20 protein-coding genes are annotated in these 18,012 nt (G+C 61.6%); 13 read left to right on the top strand and 7 right to left on the bottom strand.

Features of this window, described 5'->3' with window-relative positions; genetic code table 11:
• Positions 1–73 precede the first annotated feature (73 nt).
• Positions 74–997 (top strand): LysR family transcriptional regulator, encoded by a 924-nt coding sequence (locus tag J3P75_RS11745; protein WP_434710591.1) that lies wholly within the window; start codon positions 74–76, stop codon positions 995–997.
• Positions 998–1,037: 40 nt separating this feature from the next.
• Here J3P75_RS11745 and J3P75_RS11740 read toward each other — a convergent pair whose 3' ends face one another.
• Positions 1,038–1,733, bottom strand: coding sequence for a B3/B4 domain-containing protein (locus tag J3P75_RS11740; RefSeq protein WP_434710589.1), 696 nt, complete (start codon positions 1,731–1,733; stop codon positions 1,038–1,040).
• A gap of 45 nt (positions 1,734–1,778) precedes the next feature.
• Here J3P75_RS11740 and J3P75_RS11735 point away from each other — a divergent pair, with 45 nt between their 5' ends.
• Positions 1,779–2,393, top strand: a complete 615-nt coding sequence (locus J3P75_RS11735) for a helix-turn-helix domain-containing protein (protein ID WP_434710587.1) — start codon at positions 1,779–1,781, stop codon at positions 2,391–2,393.
• Between the two features lie 250 nt (positions 2,394–2,643).
• Here J3P75_RS11735 and J3P75_RS11730 read toward each other — a convergent pair whose 3' ends face one another.
• Positions 2,644–2,844 carry a hypothetical protein gene (locus J3P75_RS11730; RefSeq protein ID WP_434710585.1) on the bottom strand — a complete coding sequence of 67 codons (201 nt, stop codon included), beginning with the start codon at positions 2,842–2,844 and terminating at the stop codon, positions 2,644–2,646.
• A gap of 174 nt (positions 2,845–3,018) precedes the next feature.
• Between J3P75_RS11730 and J3P75_RS11725 the strand changes: the two genes are divergently transcribed.
• The 3 genes from J3P75_RS11725 (at position 3,019) to J3P75_RS11715 (ending at position 5,035) form a co-directional block, all read left to right on the top strand.
• The gene (locus J3P75_RS11725) at positions 3,019–4,320 is read left to right on the top strand and encodes an erythromycin esterase family protein (RefSeq protein ID WP_434710583.1); all 1,302 of its coding nucleotides are present in this window, start codon (positions 3,019–3,021) and stop codon (positions 4,318–4,320) included.
• A 194-nt stretch (positions 4,321–4,514) separates the two neighbouring features.
• Entirely contained in the window at positions 4,515–4,745 is a 231-nt protein-coding gene (locus J3P75_RS11720) for a type II toxin-antitoxin system Phd/YefM family antitoxin (RefSeq protein WP_434710581.1), read from the top strand.
• Between the two features lie 8 nt (positions 4,746–4,753).
• On the top strand, positions 4,754–5,035 hold the full coding sequence (locus J3P75_RS11715) for a hypothetical protein (protein WP_434710579.1): 282 nt from the start codon (positions 4,754–4,756) through the stop codon (positions 5,033–5,035).
• Between the two features lie 103 nt (positions 5,036–5,138).
• Here the strand turns inward: J3P75_RS11715 and ycaC are convergent, their stop codons facing one another.
• Together ycaC and J3P75_RS11705 are read right to left on the bottom strand one after the other, a co-directional pair.
• The gene (gene ycaC / locus J3P75_RS11710; protein ID WP_126364192.1) at positions 5,139–5,771 is read right to left on the bottom strand and encodes an isochorismate family cysteine hydrolase YcaC; all 633 of its coding nucleotides are present in this window, start codon (positions 5,769–5,771) and stop codon (positions 5,139–5,141) included.
• A gap of 125 nt (positions 5,772–5,896) precedes the next feature.
• Positions 5,897–6,487 carry a TetR/AcrR family transcriptional regulator gene (locus J3P75_RS11705; RefSeq protein WP_434710577.1) on the bottom strand — a complete coding sequence of 197 codons (591 nt, stop codon included), beginning with the start codon at positions 6,485–6,487 and terminating at the stop codon, positions 5,897–5,899.
• A gap of 158 nt (positions 6,488–6,645) precedes the next feature.
• Between J3P75_RS11705 and J3P75_RS11700 the strand changes: the two genes are divergently transcribed.
• From J3P75_RS11700 to J3P75_RS11690, 3 genes are read left to right on the top strand one after another with little or no spacing between them, the layout of a single operon-like run.
• On the top strand, positions 6,646–7,428 hold the full coding sequence (locus J3P75_RS11700) for an SDR family NAD(P)-dependent oxidoreductase (RefSeq protein WP_434710575.1): 783 nt from the start codon (positions 6,646–6,648) through the stop codon (positions 7,426–7,428).
• Positions 7,425–8,423 (top strand): NADP-dependent oxidoreductase, encoded by a 999-nt coding sequence (locus tag J3P75_RS11695; protein WP_434710573.1) that lies wholly within the window; start codon positions 7,425–7,427, stop codon positions 8,421–8,423. The genes J3P75_RS11700 and J3P75_RS11695 overlap by 4 nt, the downstream gene beginning before the upstream one ends.
• A gap of 4 nt (positions 8,424–8,427) precedes the next feature.
• A complete protein-coding gene (locus J3P75_RS11690) occupies positions 8,428–8,592 on the top strand; it encodes a hypothetical protein (protein WP_434710571.1) in 165 nt (54 codons plus the stop codon).
• An 11-nt stretch (positions 8,593–8,603) separates the two neighbouring features.
• Here J3P75_RS11690 and J3P75_RS11685 read toward each other — a convergent pair whose 3' ends face one another.
• Positions 8,604–9,536, bottom strand: coding sequence for a helix-turn-helix transcriptional regulator (locus J3P75_RS11685; RefSeq protein WP_434710569.1), 933 nt, complete (start codon positions 9,534–9,536; stop codon positions 8,604–8,606).
• Positions 9,537–10,096: 560 nt separating this feature from the next.
• Here J3P75_RS11685 and J3P75_RS11680 point away from each other — a divergent pair.
• From J3P75_RS11680 to J3P75_RS11665, 4 genes are all read left to right on the top strand, one after another.
• Positions 10,097–11,446: an MFS transporter gene (locus J3P75_RS11680; RefSeq protein WP_093100956.1), complete on the top strand. Its 1,350-nt coding sequence runs from the start codon at positions 10,097–10,099 to the stop codon at positions 11,444–11,446.
• Between the two features lie 97 nt (positions 11,447–11,543).
• Complete coding sequence (locus J3P75_RS11675; protein WP_434710567.1) at positions 11,544–12,248, top strand: fumarylacetoacetate hydrolase family protein; 705 nt, start codon at positions 11,544–11,546, stop codon at positions 12,246–12,248.
• A gap of 13 nt (positions 12,249–12,261) precedes the next feature.
• Entirely contained in the window at positions 12,262–13,026 is a 765-nt protein-coding gene (locus J3P75_RS11670; RefSeq protein WP_434710565.1) for an SDR family oxidoreductase, read from the top strand.
• A 32-nt stretch (positions 13,027–13,058) separates the two neighbouring features.
• The gene (locus tag J3P75_RS11665) at positions 13,059–14,015 is read left to right on the top strand and encodes a 2-hydroxyacid dehydrogenase (protein ID WP_434710563.1); all 957 of its coding nucleotides are present in this window, start codon (positions 13,059–13,061) and stop codon (positions 14,013–14,015) included.
• 250 nt (positions 14,016–14,265) lie between these two features.
• Here J3P75_RS11665 and J3P75_RS11660 read toward each other — a convergent pair whose 3' ends face one another.
• The gene (locus tag J3P75_RS11660; protein WP_434710561.1) at positions 14,266–16,392 is read right to left on the bottom strand and encodes a TonB-dependent siderophore receptor; all 2,127 of its coding nucleotides are present in this window, start codon (positions 16,390–16,392) and stop codon (positions 14,266–14,268) included.
• A gap of 144 nt (positions 16,393–16,536) precedes the next feature.
• Positions 16,537–17,121, bottom strand: a complete 585-nt coding sequence (locus J3P75_RS11655; protein ID WP_434710560.1) for a TetR/AcrR family transcriptional regulator — start codon at positions 17,119–17,121, stop codon at positions 16,537–16,539.
• Between the two features lie 211 nt (positions 17,122–17,332).
• Between J3P75_RS11655 and J3P75_RS11650 the strand changes: the two genes are divergently transcribed.
• The gene (locus J3P75_RS11650) at positions 17,333–18,010 is read left to right on the top strand and encodes a type 1 glutamine amidotransferase domain-containing protein (RefSeq protein WP_434710558.1); all 678 of its coding nucleotides are present in this window, start codon (positions 17,333–17,335) and stop codon (positions 18,008–18,010) included.
• Positions 18,011–18,012 lie beyond the last annotated feature (2 nt).

The following is an 18,012-nucleotide window of genomic DNA, read 5'->3' as shown; positions in this document are numbered from 1 at the left end:
GGTGTGTACCGGCGGTGCCGCTTCGTGAGATAACACCGAGGATCACATGTCAGGCAAACCTCGGTGTCCCCACATGAAGCGCCATTTTGATGACCTGCAGTTGGGCAGTATCGAACTGTTCTGCCTCGCCGCCGAGGCCGGCAGCTTCACCGCCGCCGCGCAACTGGCCGGGGTCACTCCAGCCGCTGTCAGCCGGTCGATTCTGCGTCTGGAACAACGCTTGGGTTCACGCCTGTTTGCCCGCACCACCCGGAGCATTCGCCTGACCGAAGCCGGGCGCAACTTCTTCCTCCAGTGCAGCCAGGCCCTGACCCAACTGGTCGAGGCACAGCAGGAAGTCATGGGCGCGCAGACCACGCCGTCGGGTCTGTTGCGCATCAGCCTGCCGACCACCTACGGTCATCACCGCATCCTGCCGCTGCTACCAAAATTCCGTGCGCTGTATCCGCAGGTCAGCGTCGATATCCACTTGGGCAACCGCAACATCGACTTCGTCGGCGAAGGCTACGACCTCGCTATCCGCGTTCGCGCCCAGCCCGATTCAAGCATGATCGCGCGCCTGCTCGAAGACGCGAAACTGGTGGTGGTCGCCTCTCCCGATTACCTGCGCAAGGCCGGCACACCGCACACCCTTGAAGACCTGGTGCAGCACGACTGCATTCAGTTCGAATTGCCGAGTAGCGGCCGGCGCATCTCCTGGCTGTTCCAGGAAAACGGTGAGGACCGCGAAGTCATGTCCGACGGCGGCTACTCCTGTTCCGACGATGTACTTGGCGGCGTGACCCTCGCCAGGCACGGCGCCGGGGTGTTTCAGACCTACAAGTTCATCGTCGAAAAAGAGCTGGCCGACGGCAGCCTGATCGAGGTGTTGCAGCCCTACGCCGGGCGTTCACGACCTTACACCCTGCTCTACCCGCACGGCCGTTATGTGCCGCAGCGGGTGCGCGCGTTTGTCGATTTTCTGTTGCAGTATCGGGAAGAGTGGGCGAGCGCCTAGGTTGGCGAAGTGAATTCGACTGTGGATTCGCGACCGCAAATCAACTCGCCCCCGGTCCGATCAACATGCTTTCGATCTCGGCGCCCGGCATCATTTGCTGGAGGCCTTCGATGAGTTTGTCGCCGGCTTCGGTGAGTGCTTCCAGCGGCATCTCGGGCAGGCTTTCGAGGATGAACCACATCTGCTGCACCTGGGCATCGAGGCGGGTTCTGACGCCCTGGCGCCAGTTCCAGCGGCGGCAGGTCACGCCTCGATCGTCGCGCCAGACCACTTCACCGGCGTCGGGGAATTCATGGGCCGGGACTCCCTCCTTCATGGTGTCGAACGGTTCGCTGCCGTCGGCCACGACAAGGCGCGGTGCGCCGACGTAGGCCTGGGCATTTTCGCCGCCGACCGGGATCGCGTAGGCCAGGCTGATGGCGTTATAGAGATCAACCACCGGGTCGATGCTTGGCAGGCTACCGTCGCGCAGCACGCGTTTGCGCAGTGCCTCGGCCGAGCACGGTGTACGTTGCGGCTTGGCGCCGAAGCGGCGAAACACCTCGGCCCACGCCTGCAAGTGCGCCGCCGCCCAGTGCGGACCGCCCGCCGTCACCGTCTGACAGGCGTTGGCCAGCGCTTCGCCGGCAATCAGCGGGCGGCTAATCGGCGCCGCTTGCACGACAATACTCAACGCTCTGAAGCCCGGCGCCAGTTGCGCAACAGCCGGATCGATTGACGGCACGACAGACAGCATCCCAGAATCCCCTTAAATCTGAATTTCAAACGATGCTAGCGACCAATGACCAAAAAAGTCAATATATCGACCGAGGCCGGCGCCGACGTCCAGAGCGTAAGCGAAGCCGTTGCGCGCACCCTCAAGCACGCCCGTAAAACACAGAACATGACCCTCGACGAACTGTCGCGCCGTGCCGGCGTGAGCAAGGGCATGGTGGTCGAAATCGAAAAATGCGCAGCCAACCCGAGCATCGCCCTTCTGTGCAAGATTGCCGCCGCGCTGGGGCTTTCCGTGGCGGACTTCGTCAACGTCGCCGACACGCCCGCAGCACATTTGATCGGCAGTCAGGACATCCCCACGTTATGGCACGGCGAACTCGGTGGATCGGCGCGATTGCTGGCCGGCACCAGCGGCCCGAACATGCTCGAATTGTGGCGCTGGGAAATGTTCCCCGGCGAACGCTACAGCTCCCCCGGCCACCCGCAAGGCACCACCGAACTGTTTCACGTCGAGAAAGGCACGTTGCGGCTCAAGGTTGGCGCGGCGGAACTGATCATCGGCCCAGGCTGCTCGGCCGTGGCCAGGACCGATGTGCCGCATGAGTATGCCAATCATGGGAAATCCAAGCTGGTGTTCACCATGTCGGTGACGGAGATTCATCAGGCGGTTCGACCGTGAGTTATCTATATGAACGCTGATCGTTCCCATGCTCCTGCGTGGGAATGCCTCTTGTGACGCGCTGCGCCACGCTTTGGACGCAGAGCGTCCGGGGCTGCATTCCCACGCGGAGCGTGGGAACGATCATCACGCCTGAGTTCGCCTGGATATCCTGGATCGGCGTAACGTTAAAGGGCAACTCGGTCAGTCTCCTCTCCCTCTGGGGGAGGGTTAGGGTGAGGGCTCTACGCCTGCGCCTGCGCCTGCGCTGTCATTGCGGCTTGGGATGTTCCTGCGAAAGCGAGTTCGTCGCGTCGACATCCGCCATGTCTTCATCAACCGGCGCTTCGTCATCGGCCGGCAGCGGCACCTCGGGATTTTTGCGCGGGGAGTCGTGCCCGGCCTCGTTGTCCGTCGTGCGTGTTGCGCCTTGCTGCGACTGATTGCCCGGTGCGTTTTCGTCAATGTCCATGTCTGCTCTCCGTAGTGACTCACAGTGGTTAAAACTGAGAAAAGCCCGGGCCGGGCAAGTGCCCAACGCTGGACGAACGGTGCATCGCCGGGCCGTCAGCCGTCCGCTCAGTTCGATGGAACCGCTGTTTGCTGCGTGTTTTCCAATGCACAACCCTCCACGGAGAATCCGCACATGGACACTCTGGTCTCGACCCTCAAGGAGTACGCCGAACCGCTGCCGAATGTTGGCAGTGACGCCTTTGCCGACCTCTTCGACCGCTACGCCGATGCCCAGGTGGTGCTGATCGGTGAAGCCAGCCACGGCACTCACGAATTCTACGAAGCACGCGCGGCGATCACCCGGCATCTGATTGCCCATCATGGTTTCACCATTGTCGCGGTCGAGGCTGACTGGCCGGACGCCGATCAGATTGATCGCTGCGTGCGCGGCCGAGGCAAAGGGGCGTGGCACGACGCGGCGTTTGCGCGTTTCCCGACCTGGATGTGGCGCAACACCGATGTGCAGGCGTTTACCCGCTGGTTGCAGCAATACAATCAAGCGCAGCCGGCAGAGCAGCGCGTGGAGTTTCGCGGACTCGACGTGTACAGCCTGCGCAGTTCGATTCGCGAGGTGCTGGGGTTTCTGCAAGACACCGACCCGGCCATGGCCCGCGAAGCACAACAGCGCTACGCCTGCCTGAATCCCTGGCACGATGACCCGGCACTCTACGGGCATTTCACTGAAGTCGGCGGCATGGCCACTTGCGAACGCGCCGTGCTCGAGCAACTTCAGGCCCTGTTGAGCGAACGCCTGAGCCTGATGGAAAACGACGGCGAAGCGCTGTTCAACGCCACCCAGAACGCCCGCGTCGTGCGCGCTGCCGAGCAATATTATCGAGCGATGTATCGCGGCAGCCGCGAGTCGTGGAACCTGCGCGACCGGCACATGTTCGAGACCCTGCAAGCGTTGCGCATGCGCCAGGCGCACGAGGCGAAAGCGATCGTCTGGGCGCACAATTCGCACATCGGCGATGCCCGCGCCACGCAAATGGGCGACAGCGGCCAACTGACCCTCGGCCAGCTGTGCCGGCAAGCCTTTGGCAAAGACGCGGTGCTGATCGGCATGGGCACCGATCAGGGCAGCGTGGCTGCCGCCGACGACTGGGACGCGCCGATGCAAATCAAAAATGTGCTTCCCGCCCTGCCGCGCAGTTGGGAGCGCGCCTGTGTCGAAGCCGCTTGCCCGCAAGCGTTGTATGACTGGCGCACGGCAGATCGCGCCGAGTTGCGCGAAGCCCTCACGCGGCGCCTGCTGGAACGCGCGATCGGGGTGATCTACCGGCCGCAGACCGAACGACAAAGCCACTACTTCGAAGCGACACTGAGCGAGCAATTCGATGCATATTTGTGGTTCGCGCAAACCACGGCGATTACACCGCTGTCGAGCCCCGAGTCATCGAGTCATGAAGAGGACACGTTTCCGTTTGGGGTGTGAACGGTATCGGTACAGCAACATAAATCCGCGTGGCGGCTGGCTTGCCAGAGAGCCGTTTGTAAGACTCTTTACCGATTTTGTCCTATCCCTGGACAAATGCCGAAAGCTCTCGCCGCAACTTCCGTTGTGTCCTACAGCCAGCCTGAATGGATAGTTCTATGGTGAGGGCCTTGATCAAATACAGGGGTGAACTGATGATCATCGTTGCGCTGGCCGAAGCTAAAAACAATCTATCGAAACTCGTCGATGCTGCCGCTGCCGGACAAGTCATCACGATTGCCAAGGATGGCCGGGCGATGGCTCGCCTCGTACCAGCAGGAAAACCGAGCGCACGGCGTATCGGCGCCATGAAGGGCAAACTGGTGTTACCTGTGGATTTCGACTCACCATTGCCCGATGACATGCTGGGCTGTGAAGGATCTTGAGTTGAAGCATGAAACGAGAGGTTTATGTGATGGGGTCGAGCGCGGAAAGTGTTGCGAGTGAGGTTCGCCAATTGGCTAAAAAACATCGAGTAACCGCAGAGCGTGACGGCCTAAGCCGCATGGCAGTCACCATCACGCAGCTGGCAGGTGATACCGTCGAACTCGACGGCATTGAGCAGTTGCTCGTCAATCTTAAACGCAGAGGTGTTCTCAACAAAGCGCAAATCATGGCGCTGCAGGGACGTTATCTGAAGGAAAAAAGGCGTTTCAAAAAGCAGCTCAGCGCATGACATTCGATCCGTTGGCGATTTCGAGACTGAGGGCATCTTCAAAACTCGCTCAAACTCAAAAAAGCCCGCTTTCAAAGCGGGCTTTGTTGTGTAGCGATACCGATTACTTCTGCTGCGCCGTCAGCGCCGTATAGCTGTTCATCAGGTTGCGATAGTTGGGAATACGCTGCGACAACAGGTTGCCCAAACCTTCGATATCGTTGCGCCAGTCGCGGTGCAGCTCACAGGCCACCGAGAACCAGTTCATCATTTGTGCGCCGGCCTGGGTCATGCGGCTCCATGCGGCTTGTTGCACTGTGGTGTTGAAGGTGCCCGAAGCGTCGGTGACCACGAACACATCAAAACCTTCGGCCAGTGCCGACAGCGTCGGGAACGCTACGCAGACATCGGTGACCACGCCAGCAATGATGATCTGCTTGCGGCCGGTGGCCTTGATCGCTTTGACGAAATCTTCGTTGTCCCAGGCATTGATCTGGCCTGGGCGAGCGATGTACGGCGCGTCCGGGAACATCTCTTTCAGTTCCGGGACCAGCGGGCCGTTCGGGCCTTGTTCGAAACTGGTGGTGAGAATGGTCGGCAGGTTGAAGAACTTCGCCAGGTCGGCCAGGGCCAGCACGTTGTTCTTGAACTCGTTGGGCGAGAAGTCCTGCACCAGGGAAATCAGACCGGTCTGGTGGTCAACCAGCAGCACGATGGCGTCGTCTTTGTTCAGGCGGTTGTAAGTTGGAGTGGTCATGGTTGGCTTCCCTTTTCAAGTTTGAAGTGTGTTGTTGCGTTCAAGTTGGGTACAGATTACTGACCCAGCGAAAAGGGATAAATCGGCTGAAACGCGTTTCACCGTCCACTCAGAGTGGACAATGTTTACTCATTCTCATCCTCCGAAGCCGGCGGCAACGACGCCAGCATCTGCGCGTGACACACCGCAAGAATTTCATCGGCCAGCACCGAATCATCCGGGCACGCCCGAGACAGCATCACCGCGCCCACCGCTTGCGCCAGCAGTCCGATCATCTTCAAACGCGCCGCGTCCGGCGCTGCTGCAGGGTCAGTCGGGTACTTGGCGCCCAGCGTCTGCAACGTGCGCTCAATACCGTCGGCGAAGGTTGCTTTCAATTCATCAGGCTGGCGGGCGGCGTCACCGCAAAGCGCGGCCATGGTGCAGCCGTCGCCACGTCCGTCGCGGTGCTCGCGCGACAGGTAGAGGTCGATGAAGCCTTTGATGTCGAGGGTTTCGGCGGTCGCCAGTGATCGCCCCAGGCTGTTGGCGGAGGCTTCGGCCATCAAATCCGCTTTCGAGCCGAAGTGCTTGTAGAAGCCGCCGTGGGTGAAACCGGCCGCCGCCATCAGATCAGCCACACCGACGCCGTCAAACCCTCGCTCACGAAACAGCTCGGACGCCGTCTCGACGATGTGTTCACGGTTGGCCTGTGCCTGGGCTTTGCTGACTCGCATGAGCGGTACCTCTTTGCGCTAAAAATCATCCGTTGATGATACATAGATGTTAGCCATAATCAAAACCGTTGACAGCTTAGATTTAGGTCATCATCCTAAATCCACTTACAGCTTTCCCACACCTTCCCCAACCGCTGTCTTCGCAAAGAGATAAACCCATGACCACTCGCCCTGCAGTCCTGATCACTGGCGCTTCCACCGGTATCGGCGCGGTCTACGCCGAACGTTTCGCCCAACGCGGGCATGATCTGGTGCTGGTCGCCCGCGATGCTGTACGCCTCGACGCACTGGCGGCCAAACTGCGCAGCGAGCACAGCGTTGCCGTCGATGTAATCCCGGCCGACCTGACCCGACTCAGCGATCTTTCCACCGTCGAAGCGCGCCTGCGTGATGACGCGCGCATCGGCATCCTCGTCAACAACGCCGGTGCCGCGCAGTCCGGCAGCTTTATCGAGCAGAGCACCGACAGCGTGGCCAATCTGGTCGCCCTCAACACCACCGCCCTGGTACGCCTCGCCAGTGCGATCGCGCCGCGTCTGGCCAAGGCCGGTGACGGAGCGATCATCAATATCGGTTCGGTGGTCGGATTGGCGCCGGAATTCGGCATGTCGGTTTACGGTGCGACCAAGGCGTTTGTGCTGTTCCTCTCGCAAGGCCTGAGCCTGGAACTGACGCCGCTGGGCGTGTACGTGCAAGCCGTGCTGCCCGCCGCAACCCGCACGGAAATCTGGGACCGCGCTGGCATCGACATCAACACCCTGAGCGAAATCATGGAAGTCAGCGATCTGGTCGACGCCGCACTGGTCGGTTTCGATCGCCGCGAGCCGGTGACCATTCCACCGCTGCACGAAGGCCAGCGCTGGGATGACCTGCAAACCGCGCGTCAGGGCTTGCTCGGGCAGATTCGCCAATCCGCGGTTGCCCAGCGTTACCTGCCATGAAAGCTTTTCTCATCGACCGCTACGGCAAACACAACGGGCACATTAGCGACGTCGCCGAGCCCGCACCTGGGCCTGATGACGTACTGATCGAGGTGCACGCGGCGAGCGTCAATGTGCTTGATTCGAAGATCCGCCGCGGTGAATTCAAGTTGATCTTGCCGTACGCGATGCCATTGGTACTGGGTAACGATGTCGCCGGTGTGGTGATCTCGACCGGTGCCGCGGTCACGGCTTTCAAGCCGGGTGACGAGGTCTATGCACGGGTGCCGGAACAGCGCATCGGCACGTTCGCCGAGCGGATTGCCGTGGATCACCACGCGGTCGCGCGCAAGCCTGCCAACCTCAATATGAAACAGGCCGCGGCGATCCCATTGGTGACGCTGACGGCATGGCAGGCACTGGTCGACATTGCGCAACTGCGCGCGGGGCAGAAAGTGCTGATTCATGCCGGTTCCGGCGGCGTCGGCACGGTCGCCATTCAACTGGCCAAACACCTCGGCGCGTTTGTGGCGACCACCACCAGTACGGCGAATGTCGAGTGGGTCAAGGCACTCGGCGCCGACGTGGTGATCGACTACAAACACCAGCGTTTCGAGGATGAGTTGCGCGGTTACGATGTGGTGCTCAACAGCCTCGGTGCCGATGTGCTGGAGAACTCACTGAAAGTGCTCAAGCCCGGTGGCCAGCTGATTTCCATCTCCGGCCCGCCCACTGCGGAATTCGCCAAGGCGCAAGGTCTGGCCTGGCCGCTGCGGCAAGTCATGCGCTTGTTGAGCCTGAAGATCCGTCGCAAGGCTCGCCAGCACAACGTCAGTTACAGCTTCCTGTTCATGCGGGCCAACGGCGCGCAGCTGCGCGACATCAGCGCGTTGATCGAGGCCGGCAAGCTGGCGCCGGTGCTGGATCGCAGCTTTGCCTTTGAGTCGACGGCGCAAGCGCTGGCCTATGTCGAACAGGGCCGCGCCAAGGGTAAAGTCGTTGTGCGGATGAAATAGCCGCATGCCTGTCGATGACGTTGCCGGCTATGCCGAAGATTCGCCTGCCCACACACAGCAGTTCGGCACAACTGCGCCCGAGGAGGCGCAAACGCTCGAGACCGAGCCGCCAGCCGCCCTGCTCGACCCGGCCGCCATCGTCTGGCGGCCCTTGTTGCTCCTGCCCTGACACGTTGCCCGTCAGGTATTCAATGGCGTTTGCGGCGTATCCGGGTTGAGCTGGCGGCGGCGGAACTGTCCCGGCGGCTGGCCGTGAATCTGCCGGAAACGCCGGGAGAAATACGCCTCGTCGGCAAAGCCGCACAAGCGCGCCACCTCGCCCACGGAGCGGGTGCTGTTGAGGAGGAAATTGCGCGCTGCGTGCATCCGCCGCTCGAGCACCAGTTCGGTGAAGGTCTTGCCGATTTCCTTGCGCAACCAGTGGGTCAGATAGGTCGGTGACAGGTACGTTGCCGCCGCCACTTTGATCAGATTCAGGTCGGGGTCGGCGATATTCTTGCGCAGGTATTCGAACATGCGGCTCAGCGCATCGCGTCGGCTGACCTCGGCGGCGTTTTCTTCGGCCAGACGCTTGAGCGGCTCGGCATACAGAAAACACACGCTGCCGATCAACTGCAGCAACAAGCCCTTGAGCATCTCCCGCGTGCCGAACTGGCGATTCTCGTCGAGGCGGCGCATCTGCTCGATCAGCGCACAGACACCGGTGAAATCGGCGTCCGCGAGAATGAAATCCAGATGCTCCTGAAAGCGGAACGGCGACAGCTCCGGCGCCAGCAGGATCGACACCTCTTCGAGGTCCATCGGGTCGCACTGCAAGTGCGGCAACAGGAAGGTCTGGGAGAAATTGATGACGATGAAATTGCTCTCCGCCGGGTGCGGAATCACATGCACACGGTGCGGCAGGATGAACGCCAGGGTGTTGCGCGGGAACGGACGTTCGACGTTGCCGATGTGCTGCACGGTGTCGCCGCCGAGGTTGATCTGGATCTGAAAGTATTCGTGGCGATGCGGCGCGGTTTCGGCGCGGCGGCCCTTTTTGTCGCGAATGTAGAAGTCGGTCAATTCGCTGCGTTGCTGCATGACGTAGGTGGGAATCCGGTGCGGTGACGACATCGGCTGAGGGTCCTTCGGCGGGTACGTGGGCGCGAATCATCTTGCAGGCAAGCCCGCGACGCAGCAAGCAGTCATACGATGACGTGAGCATCGGTAATTTTTTCCGCTGGAGAATGGCATTTCGCCTGTCCAAAAAACCAAAAGCCCTACCAAAACGTATTTCTGTTTTATTTCAATTGCTTATCAGATTCAGCAATCAGAATGGCGCTTACCGTTTGAAATTTTTTTCTTGGACAGGTTTAACCAGCGCTCCCGTTATAAGAAAAAACGTTCTAACCCCTGGCTTGATCTGAGGATGTTGTACGACCACTGTAATAGCCAACGCAGCCCAGCCTCCTCCAAAAACAATCAAAGGTGTGCACGTCATGATCCAGCCATTGCCCCTCGCCGCCCCTCCCGATCCCGCCGAACCGGCCTGCCGTGAGACGTACCTGAACGTCTGACGCCGGGCCTTCGTGCCGTTGCTTTTCAATGCCGATCTGTCTGCCCCGACGCTTGTGGGCAAGGCCTTCGGCTGCGCGAAAACCTCTCGACCCTTCTAACAATAACGAGGTCCGACCATGTCCAATTCCCATGCTTCTCAAGCCAGTGTGCCGCCGGTTATTGCCGGCGCGCGCGACGCCGTGGTGCCGCAACGCCTGCCCTCGCGACGGCGCTGGTTCATGTTGTCGCTGTTGCTGATCGCGACCATCATCAACTACATCGACCGGGTCAATATCTCGATCGCCGCACCGTTCATGGCCAAGGATCTGGGCCTGGACAAGATCGAGATGGGCCTGATCTTCTCCGCGTTCGCCTGGACCTATGCGCTGGCGCTGGTGCCGGCCGGGTTCATCGCCGACCGCTTTGGTTCGCGCTTCACCTACGGGGTGTCGCTGATCAGTTGGTCGACGGTCACCGTGTGCCAAGGCTTCGCCACCGGTTTCGCGTCGCTGTTCGGCCTGCGTCTGGCGGTCGGCGCCATGGAAGCTCCAGCGTTCCCGGCCAACAGCCGCGCGGTGACGGTGTGGTTTCCGGCGCGCGAACGCGGACTGGCGAGCAGCATTTATGTCTGCGGCCAGTACCTCGGCACGGCGCTGTTCACCGGCGCGCTGCTGTGGCTGGCGACCACCTTCGACTGGCGCCACGTGTTCTATAGCACCGGCGCACTGGGCATCGTGTTCGGTGTGTTGTGGCTGTACCTGTATCGCGATCCGCTCAATTGCAAAAAGGTCAGCAAGGCCGAATTGCAGTACATCGAAGCGGGCGGCGGTTTGGTCAAAAGCAGTCAGGAACGCACCCGTTTCAACTGGCGGCAGATCGCCGAACTGTTTAGCTACCGTCAGGTCTGGGCGATCTGCATCGGCAAGTTCGCCAGCACCTCGGCGCTGTACTTCTTCCTGACCTGGTTCCCCACTTACCTGATCGAAGAACGCCAACTGACGATGATCAAGGCCGGGATCTTCGCCGTGTTGCCTTTCGTCGGCGCCACCGTCGGCATCCTGCTCGCCGGGATCGTCTCAGACGGATTGATACGCCGCGGCTACTCGATGTCATTCGCGCGCAAGTTGCCGCTGGTGGTCGGGTCGATGCTGGGCATGTCGATCGTGCTGGTGAATTTCACCGACTCGAACACCATCTGCATTGCCGTGCTGACCATCGCTTTTTTCGCCCAGGGCATCGCCTCGTCTTCGTGGGCGGCGGTCTCGGAAGTCGCGCCCAAGGAATTGATCGGCCTGACCGGCGGCATCACCAGCCTGGCGGCGAACATCGGCGGCATCGTCACGCCGATCGTGATTGGCGCCATCGTCCATGCCACCGGCTCGTTCGCCTGGGCGTTCTGGTTCATCGGCGGCGTGGCGCTGATCGGTACCCTCTCCTACTCGCTGCTGCTCGGCCGGCTGTACCGCATCGAACTGAAACCGCGCTGAGCGCAACAGCACCGTTTTCTCCAAGCCGAAGCGGCAATCGTCCAACTACATCGACGCGCGCCGCCGTAGGCTGATCTCACACACAGGACCTCACAGGATGAACATGACTGAATACGTTTTCACTCCGGATCTGCCCGCGACCTTGCCGGTGCTGGGCAGCGCGCAACGCTTTCCTGTCGGTCGGGTGTTTTGTGTCGGTCGCAACTACCCGTGGCCGGACAGCCAGGGCCAATCGCGCCAGCCACCGGTGTTTTTCATGAAGCCGGCGAGCAACGTTATCGACGCCGTCGGTGAAGTGGCCTACCCGCCGCTGACCGATGAATTCGTCCATGAAATCGAACTGGTGGTGGCGATTGGCGAAGGTGGCGCGAACATTCCCGAAGACCAGGCGCTGGCCTATGTCTGGGGCTACGCCGCCGGGCTCGACCTGACCCGCCGCGACGTGCAACTGGCGGCCAAGAGCAAGGGCCTGCCATGGGAAGGAGCCAAGGTTTTTGATGGTGCCGCACCGATGACGGCGATAGTGCCGGTCAGCCGCGGCGGCCATCCCGAGGGCGAGTTGTGGCTCAACGTCAACGGCGAGGAACGCCAGCGCGACAGCCTCGACAACCAGATCTGGTCGGTCAGTGAAGTGATCAGCCGCATCTCTCGTTCGGTGGCGTTGCGCGCCGGCGATCTGATCATGACCGGCAGCCCGGCGGGCGTCGATGCGCTGCAACCCGGCGACCTGATCAGTGCTGGCATCGACGGCATCGGTCAACTGGAAATGCGCGTCGGCGCTCGCCCTCAGCCATTTGCATAAGGAGTACCCGAGCATGTCCAATTCTTCACCGCTAAAGGTCGCGCTGGTCACCGGTGCCGGCAGCGGCATCGGTCGCGCCGTGGCGCTGGGCCTGATGGCCGACGGATTCACCGTGGTCGCCGCCGGGCGCCGCGCGGAACCTTTGCAAGCGCTGGTCGAACTGGCGGCGAGCGAAGGTCACCAAGCGCTGGCAGTACCCACTGACGTGCGCGACCCGGCCAGTGTCGACGCGCTGTTCGCAACCATTGCCGAGGTCTACGGACGCCTCGACGTGGTGTTCAACAATGCCGGGGTCAATGCCCCTGCCGTGCCGCTGGATGAACTGACGTTCGAGCAGTGGCGCAACGTGATCGACACCAACCTCAACGGGGTTTTCCTGTGTGCCCGCGGCGCCTTCGGCCTGATGCGCCGCCAGCAGCCACAGGGCGGACGCATCATCAATAACGGTTCGATTTCCGCGCACACGCCGCGCCCGTTCAGCAGCGCCTACACCGCAAGCAAACACGCGGTGCTGGGCCTGAGCAAATCGCTGGCGCTGGACGGTCGCGAATTCAATATCGCCTGCAGCCAGATCGACATCGGCAATGCGTTGACCGAGATGTCCGAGCGCATGACCCGCGGCGTGCGCCAGGCCAACGGCAGTATCGCTGTCGAGCCGATGGTCGACGTCAAGCACGTCGCCGAGGCCGTGCGCTACATCGCTGGCCTGCCGCTGTCGGCCAACGTTCTGAACATGACCGTCATGGCCACCGCCATGCCGTTTGCCGGTCGCGGTTGAGCCGGCCTTTTTATTCGGTAAGTGAGGTTTACATGAAGCCCGAAGTCTTGCAGTTGAGCCCGATTCTGATCCCTGAAATCAACGCCCGTCTCGATGAACTGTTCACCGTCAGACGCTATTTCCAGCAGGCCGACAAAGCCGCTTATTTGCGTGAGCACGGCGCCAATATTCGCGGAGTGATCACCGGCGGGCACACCGGCATCAGCCAGGCGTTGATGGCGCAACTGCCGCGGCTGGAAGTGGTGGCGGTCAATGGTGTCGGCACCGACGCGGTCGACCTGGCGTACGCCCGTGATCGAGGCATTCGCGTGACGGCAACCATCGGCGCGTTGACCGAAGACGTCGCCGACCTCGCCATCGGTTTGCTGATCGCCGTGTGCCGTGGACTGTGCACCAGCGATCGCTACGTGCGCTCGGGTGAATGGCCGCACAGCCCGACGCCGCTGGCGCCGCTGCCACTGGCGCGACAGGTATCGGGCATGCGCATCGGCATTGTCGGCATGGGCCGGGTCGGTCGTGCAGTGGCCAGCCGCGCCGCCGCGTTCGGCTGCCCGATCAGTTACACCGATCTGCAGCCGATGAGCGATGTCAGCCACACCTTCGTCGCCGATCTCAAGCAGTTGGCGCGCGACAGCGACGCGCTGATACTCGCCGCCGCGGCCGACAAGGCTGAAGCGATTATCAACGCTGAAGTCCTGCAAGCGTTGGGCAAGGGTGGTTATCTGATCAACGTGGCGCGCGGCAAACTGGTCAACGAAGCGGATCTGTTGGCGGCGTTGACGGCCGGCGAAATCGCCGGGGCCGGGCTGGATGTGTTTGTCGATGAGCCGAATGTGCCAGAAGCCTTGTTCAGCAACGAACAGGTGGTGCTGCAACCGCACCGCGCCAGCGCCACCTTGCAGACGCGTACGAGGATGGGCGAAATGGTGGTCGCCAGCCTGCTCGACAGCTTTGCCGGCAAGGTGCCGCAGGGGTGTGTCACCGGGTAAGCGCCGCGGCTGAAATGGCAGCCCTGCACCAGCCCGAGCGCCCCAACCTGATCATTCCCACGCTCCGCGTGGGAATGCCTCTTGTGACGCTCTGCGTCACGCTTCTGGACGCAGAGCGTCCGGGGCTGCATTCCCACGCGGAGCGTGGGAACGATCAGGTCGACTCGGTCGGCTCCCTCTCCCTCTGGGCGGTCCGACGTTTCGGGAGGGCTGGGGTGAGGGGCTGCTGTTGACGCGATTGACCGCCGCCTCACAAGGTGTAAGAAATCCCCACCTGCACCGTCCGCGGCGCGCCCGGATAGGCGTAAACGTTGCCGAACGCCCCTTCCTCATAATCACGATCAAACAGATTCTTCAGATCAAGGTTGAGCCGCACCTTGTCGTTGACCTTATAAAAGCCCAACAAGTCGACCACCGTGTAGCTGCCCATCGAAAACGCGGTATTGGCGGTTTGCCCGGCGCGTTCGTCGACATACTTGAGCCCGGTGCCGAGGCCCAGGCCTTTGAGAGCGCCGTCCTGGAATTCATAGACGTTGAGCAGACTGAAACTGTTTTGCGGAATGTTCAGCAGGCGTGTGCCGGAGCGGATCGTGTTGTCCTTGGTCACTTCGGCATCGACATAGGCATAGCCGCCGATGACCCGCCATTCCGGGGTCAGGTTGCCGGCGACGTTCAGGTCGAAGCCACGGCTGCGCACCTCGCCGGCCGCGACGCTGAAGGTCGAGTCGACCGGGTCGGTGGTCAGCACGTTGCGTTTTTCGATCTGGTAGATCGCCGCATCCACGCTCAACTGGTGATCCAGCGCCTCCCACTTGAGGCCCATCTCATAGGACTTGCCTTTCTCCGGGGCAAAGCCGCCACCGACGCGGCTGGCGCCGGTGTTGGGTTTGAACGAGCGCGCGGTGTTGGCGTAGACCGCAAGGGTTTCGGTCAGATCGTAGGTCACGCCCAGCCGCGGGGTCACCGCGTTATCCGCAGCCTGCCAGTTCTTGCCGCCCGGCACGTAGGTCTCGTAGTCGTGTTCGAAACGCTCGAAGCGCGCCCCGGCCAGCACTTTCAGGCGCTCGGTCAATGCCACCTGATCCTGGACGAAGGCGGCGTAGGTCTTGAGGTTTTCCTTGTCGTGGGTCGGCGTGCGGGTCAGGGCCGGGCGCGGCTGGCCGTAGACCGGAGCGAAGATGTCGATCGGGTAGGCGCCGACCGCACCGCTGGAGCGCTGGATGATCGACTTGTAGTCGTAATCTTCGTATTCGATGCCGGTGAGCAAGGTGTGCTGCAGGCCGCCGGTGCTGAAGTGCCCCGTCAGATTCAGCTGGGTGTCCTTGTCGGTCCATTCCAGCTTGCGGTAGTTGAAGTTGCGCCCCAGGGTGCGACCGTCAGCGGCGATGCCGTTGGCTTCGATCGCGTTGCCTTGCAGCGAGCCGTCGAGCCACTGAAAACCGCCGCCGAGGGTCCAGTCGTCGTTGAGCAGATGCTCGAAGCGCAATTGGGCCATGTTGTTGTCGTTGTGCAGTTTGCCGACGTCCTTCTCGCCGAAGAAGGTATCGCGCGAGGCGGTGCCGATCTGCTTCGGATAGCGCGTTACGCCACGGTCGAGCGGCGCATTGTTGCGCATGAAATCGCCTTCGAAAATCAGCTTGGTCGCGTCGGTCGCCTGCCAGCTCAGCACCGGCGTGATGCCGTAGCGTTCGGTCTCGACGTGATCGCGAAAGGTATCGCCGCCCTCGCCTACGACGTTGAGCCGATACGCCAGGCGCCCCTCTTCATCGAGCGGTCCGGAAGCATCGAGGGTGCCGCGTTTCATGCCTTGGTCGTTGAGCTGGCTACCCAGGGTGACAGTGCGCTCGGCCAGCGGTTGTTTGGACACCACATTGAAGGTGCCGCCGGGATCGCCGCGACCGTAGAGCGTGGTCGCCGGGCCGCGCAGCACTTCCAGACGTTCGATGGTGTTGGCGTCGGGCATGTTCGGGTAGCCGCGGTTGATCGGGAAACCGTTGCGATAGAACTCGCCGGTGGTGAAGCCGCGCACGGTGAAGGTGGTCAGGCCCTGGCCGCCGAAATTGTTCGCGCGGCCGACGCCGCCGGCGTAATCCAGGGCGTCCTGCAAGCGCGTGGCACCGATGTCCTCGACCGCATCCTTGGTCACCACGCTGATCGATTGAGGGGTTTCATGAATCGCCGTGTCGGTGCGCGTGGCACTGGCCGAACGCGTCGCGCGATAACCCTGCACCGGGCCGTCGGCCCGTTCGTAATCTGCCGTGCCGACCACATCGGTGGCGTCCAGCTCAAGCACTGAGGAGGTGGAATCGGCCTGTTCGGCCCACGCAGAAGAAGACAACGCCTGCAGCACGCAAATGGAAAGCAGAGTACGACGCATGAAAAGGAAACCTTTACGAATAGGCCAGAACGGATGGCAGAACTGCCAGCGAAACGGCGCGCATGGTATACCAGTGCAATGCGTAATTGAAACTTATTCTTATTTGTAATGTTGGTCAGGATTGCTGACTGCCGGGGTTTCGAATCAGTGGCCCAGTAGCTGCGTGGTCATCGCCATCGAGGTTTGCAGCGACTGCCCGGTGCGCTGCAACTTGTTCAACAGACTGGCGCCCAGCCACAGTTGATACAGGGTTTCCGCCAGATGCCGGGCATCGCCCTTGGGCAGGCTGCCGTCCGCCTGGCCCTGTTCGAGGCATTCGGTGATCCGCGACACCACGCGCTCGGCACCATCACGCAAGGTCAGGCGCATCGACTCGGAGAGGTCGGCGACCTCAGCGCTGAGTTTCACCACCAGGCATTCATCGCCGTGGCCTTCGAGGGTGCAGCGGTTCTGCCAGCCCTGCCAGTAATCCATCAGCCGCTCGTAGGCGTTGAGCCCCGGCAGCGTCAGGCGGCGCTCCATGTCGGCGAGGTAGCCGACGAAGTAATCCTCGAGCAGCGCCTGGCCATACAGCTCTTTGGATTTGAAGTAGTGATAGAACGAGCCCTTGGGCACACCGGCGGTCTGCAGGATCTCGTTGAGGCCAACGCTGGTGAAGCCCTTCTCGGCCATCATCCGGTGGCCGGTGTCGAGCAAGTGTTGGCGGGTGTCGTCGTAGGTCGGTTTCATGGGGCGCGAATTAGCTGGCAATAGACCAGTCGTATGCTGAGAAGGAAGGCGAGTTTGCCATAACTGACAACGAAAAAACCAAAGATAAAAAATTACTAGACGACTGGTCTAATTGAGATCTATGCTGCGCCCCGACAAACGATTTCTGCCGGGTGCCAGCGATGGGCGAATCCCTCTCCCACGAAACACCTGACTCACACAAAGGTGCGTTATGAAAATCCTGATGGTGCTGACCTCTCACGACCAACTGGGCAACACCGGCAAGAAAACCGGTTTCTGGCTGGAAGAATTCGCCGCCCCCTATTACGCCTTCAAGGACGCCGGTGCCGACGTCACGCTGGTCTCGCCGGCCGGTGGTCAACCACCGCTCGATCCGAAAAGCGACGAGCCCGGCGCGCAGACCGCTGAAACCGATCGCTTCCGCCAGGACCCGGCCGCCCAACAGGCACTGGCAAACACAGGACGCCTGGCCGAGGTCAGCGCAGACGATTTCGATGCGGTGTTCTACCCAGGTGGCCACGGCCCGCTGTGGGATCTGGCCGAGGACAAGCACTCGATCGCCCTGATCGAAGCCTTCGACCGCGCCAACAAGCCGCACGGTTTTGTCTGCCACGCACCGGGCGTGCTGCTTCATGTGGTTCGGACCAACGGCCAGCCAATCGTCAAGGGCCGCAACGTCACCGGTTTCACCAACGCTGAAGAAGCAGCGGTCGGCCTCACCGACGTGGTGCCGTTCTTGATCGAAGACGAGTTCCAGCGTCTGGGCGGTCAATACTCGAAAGTCGCTGACTGGCAGGTACACGTGGTCGCCGACGGGCAACTGGTCACCGGCCAGAACCCGGCCAGCTCCGCCGCCGTCGCCGAGAAACTGCTGAAACTGCTCGGCTAAGT

The organism is Pseudomonas sp. R1-1, from assembly GCF_051132135.1.
Taxonomy (GTDB): Bacteria; Pseudomonadota; Gammaproteobacteria; order Pseudomonadales; family Pseudomonadaceae; genus Aquipseudomonas.
This window is presented reverse-complemented; position numbering and strand designations above follow the sequence as displayed.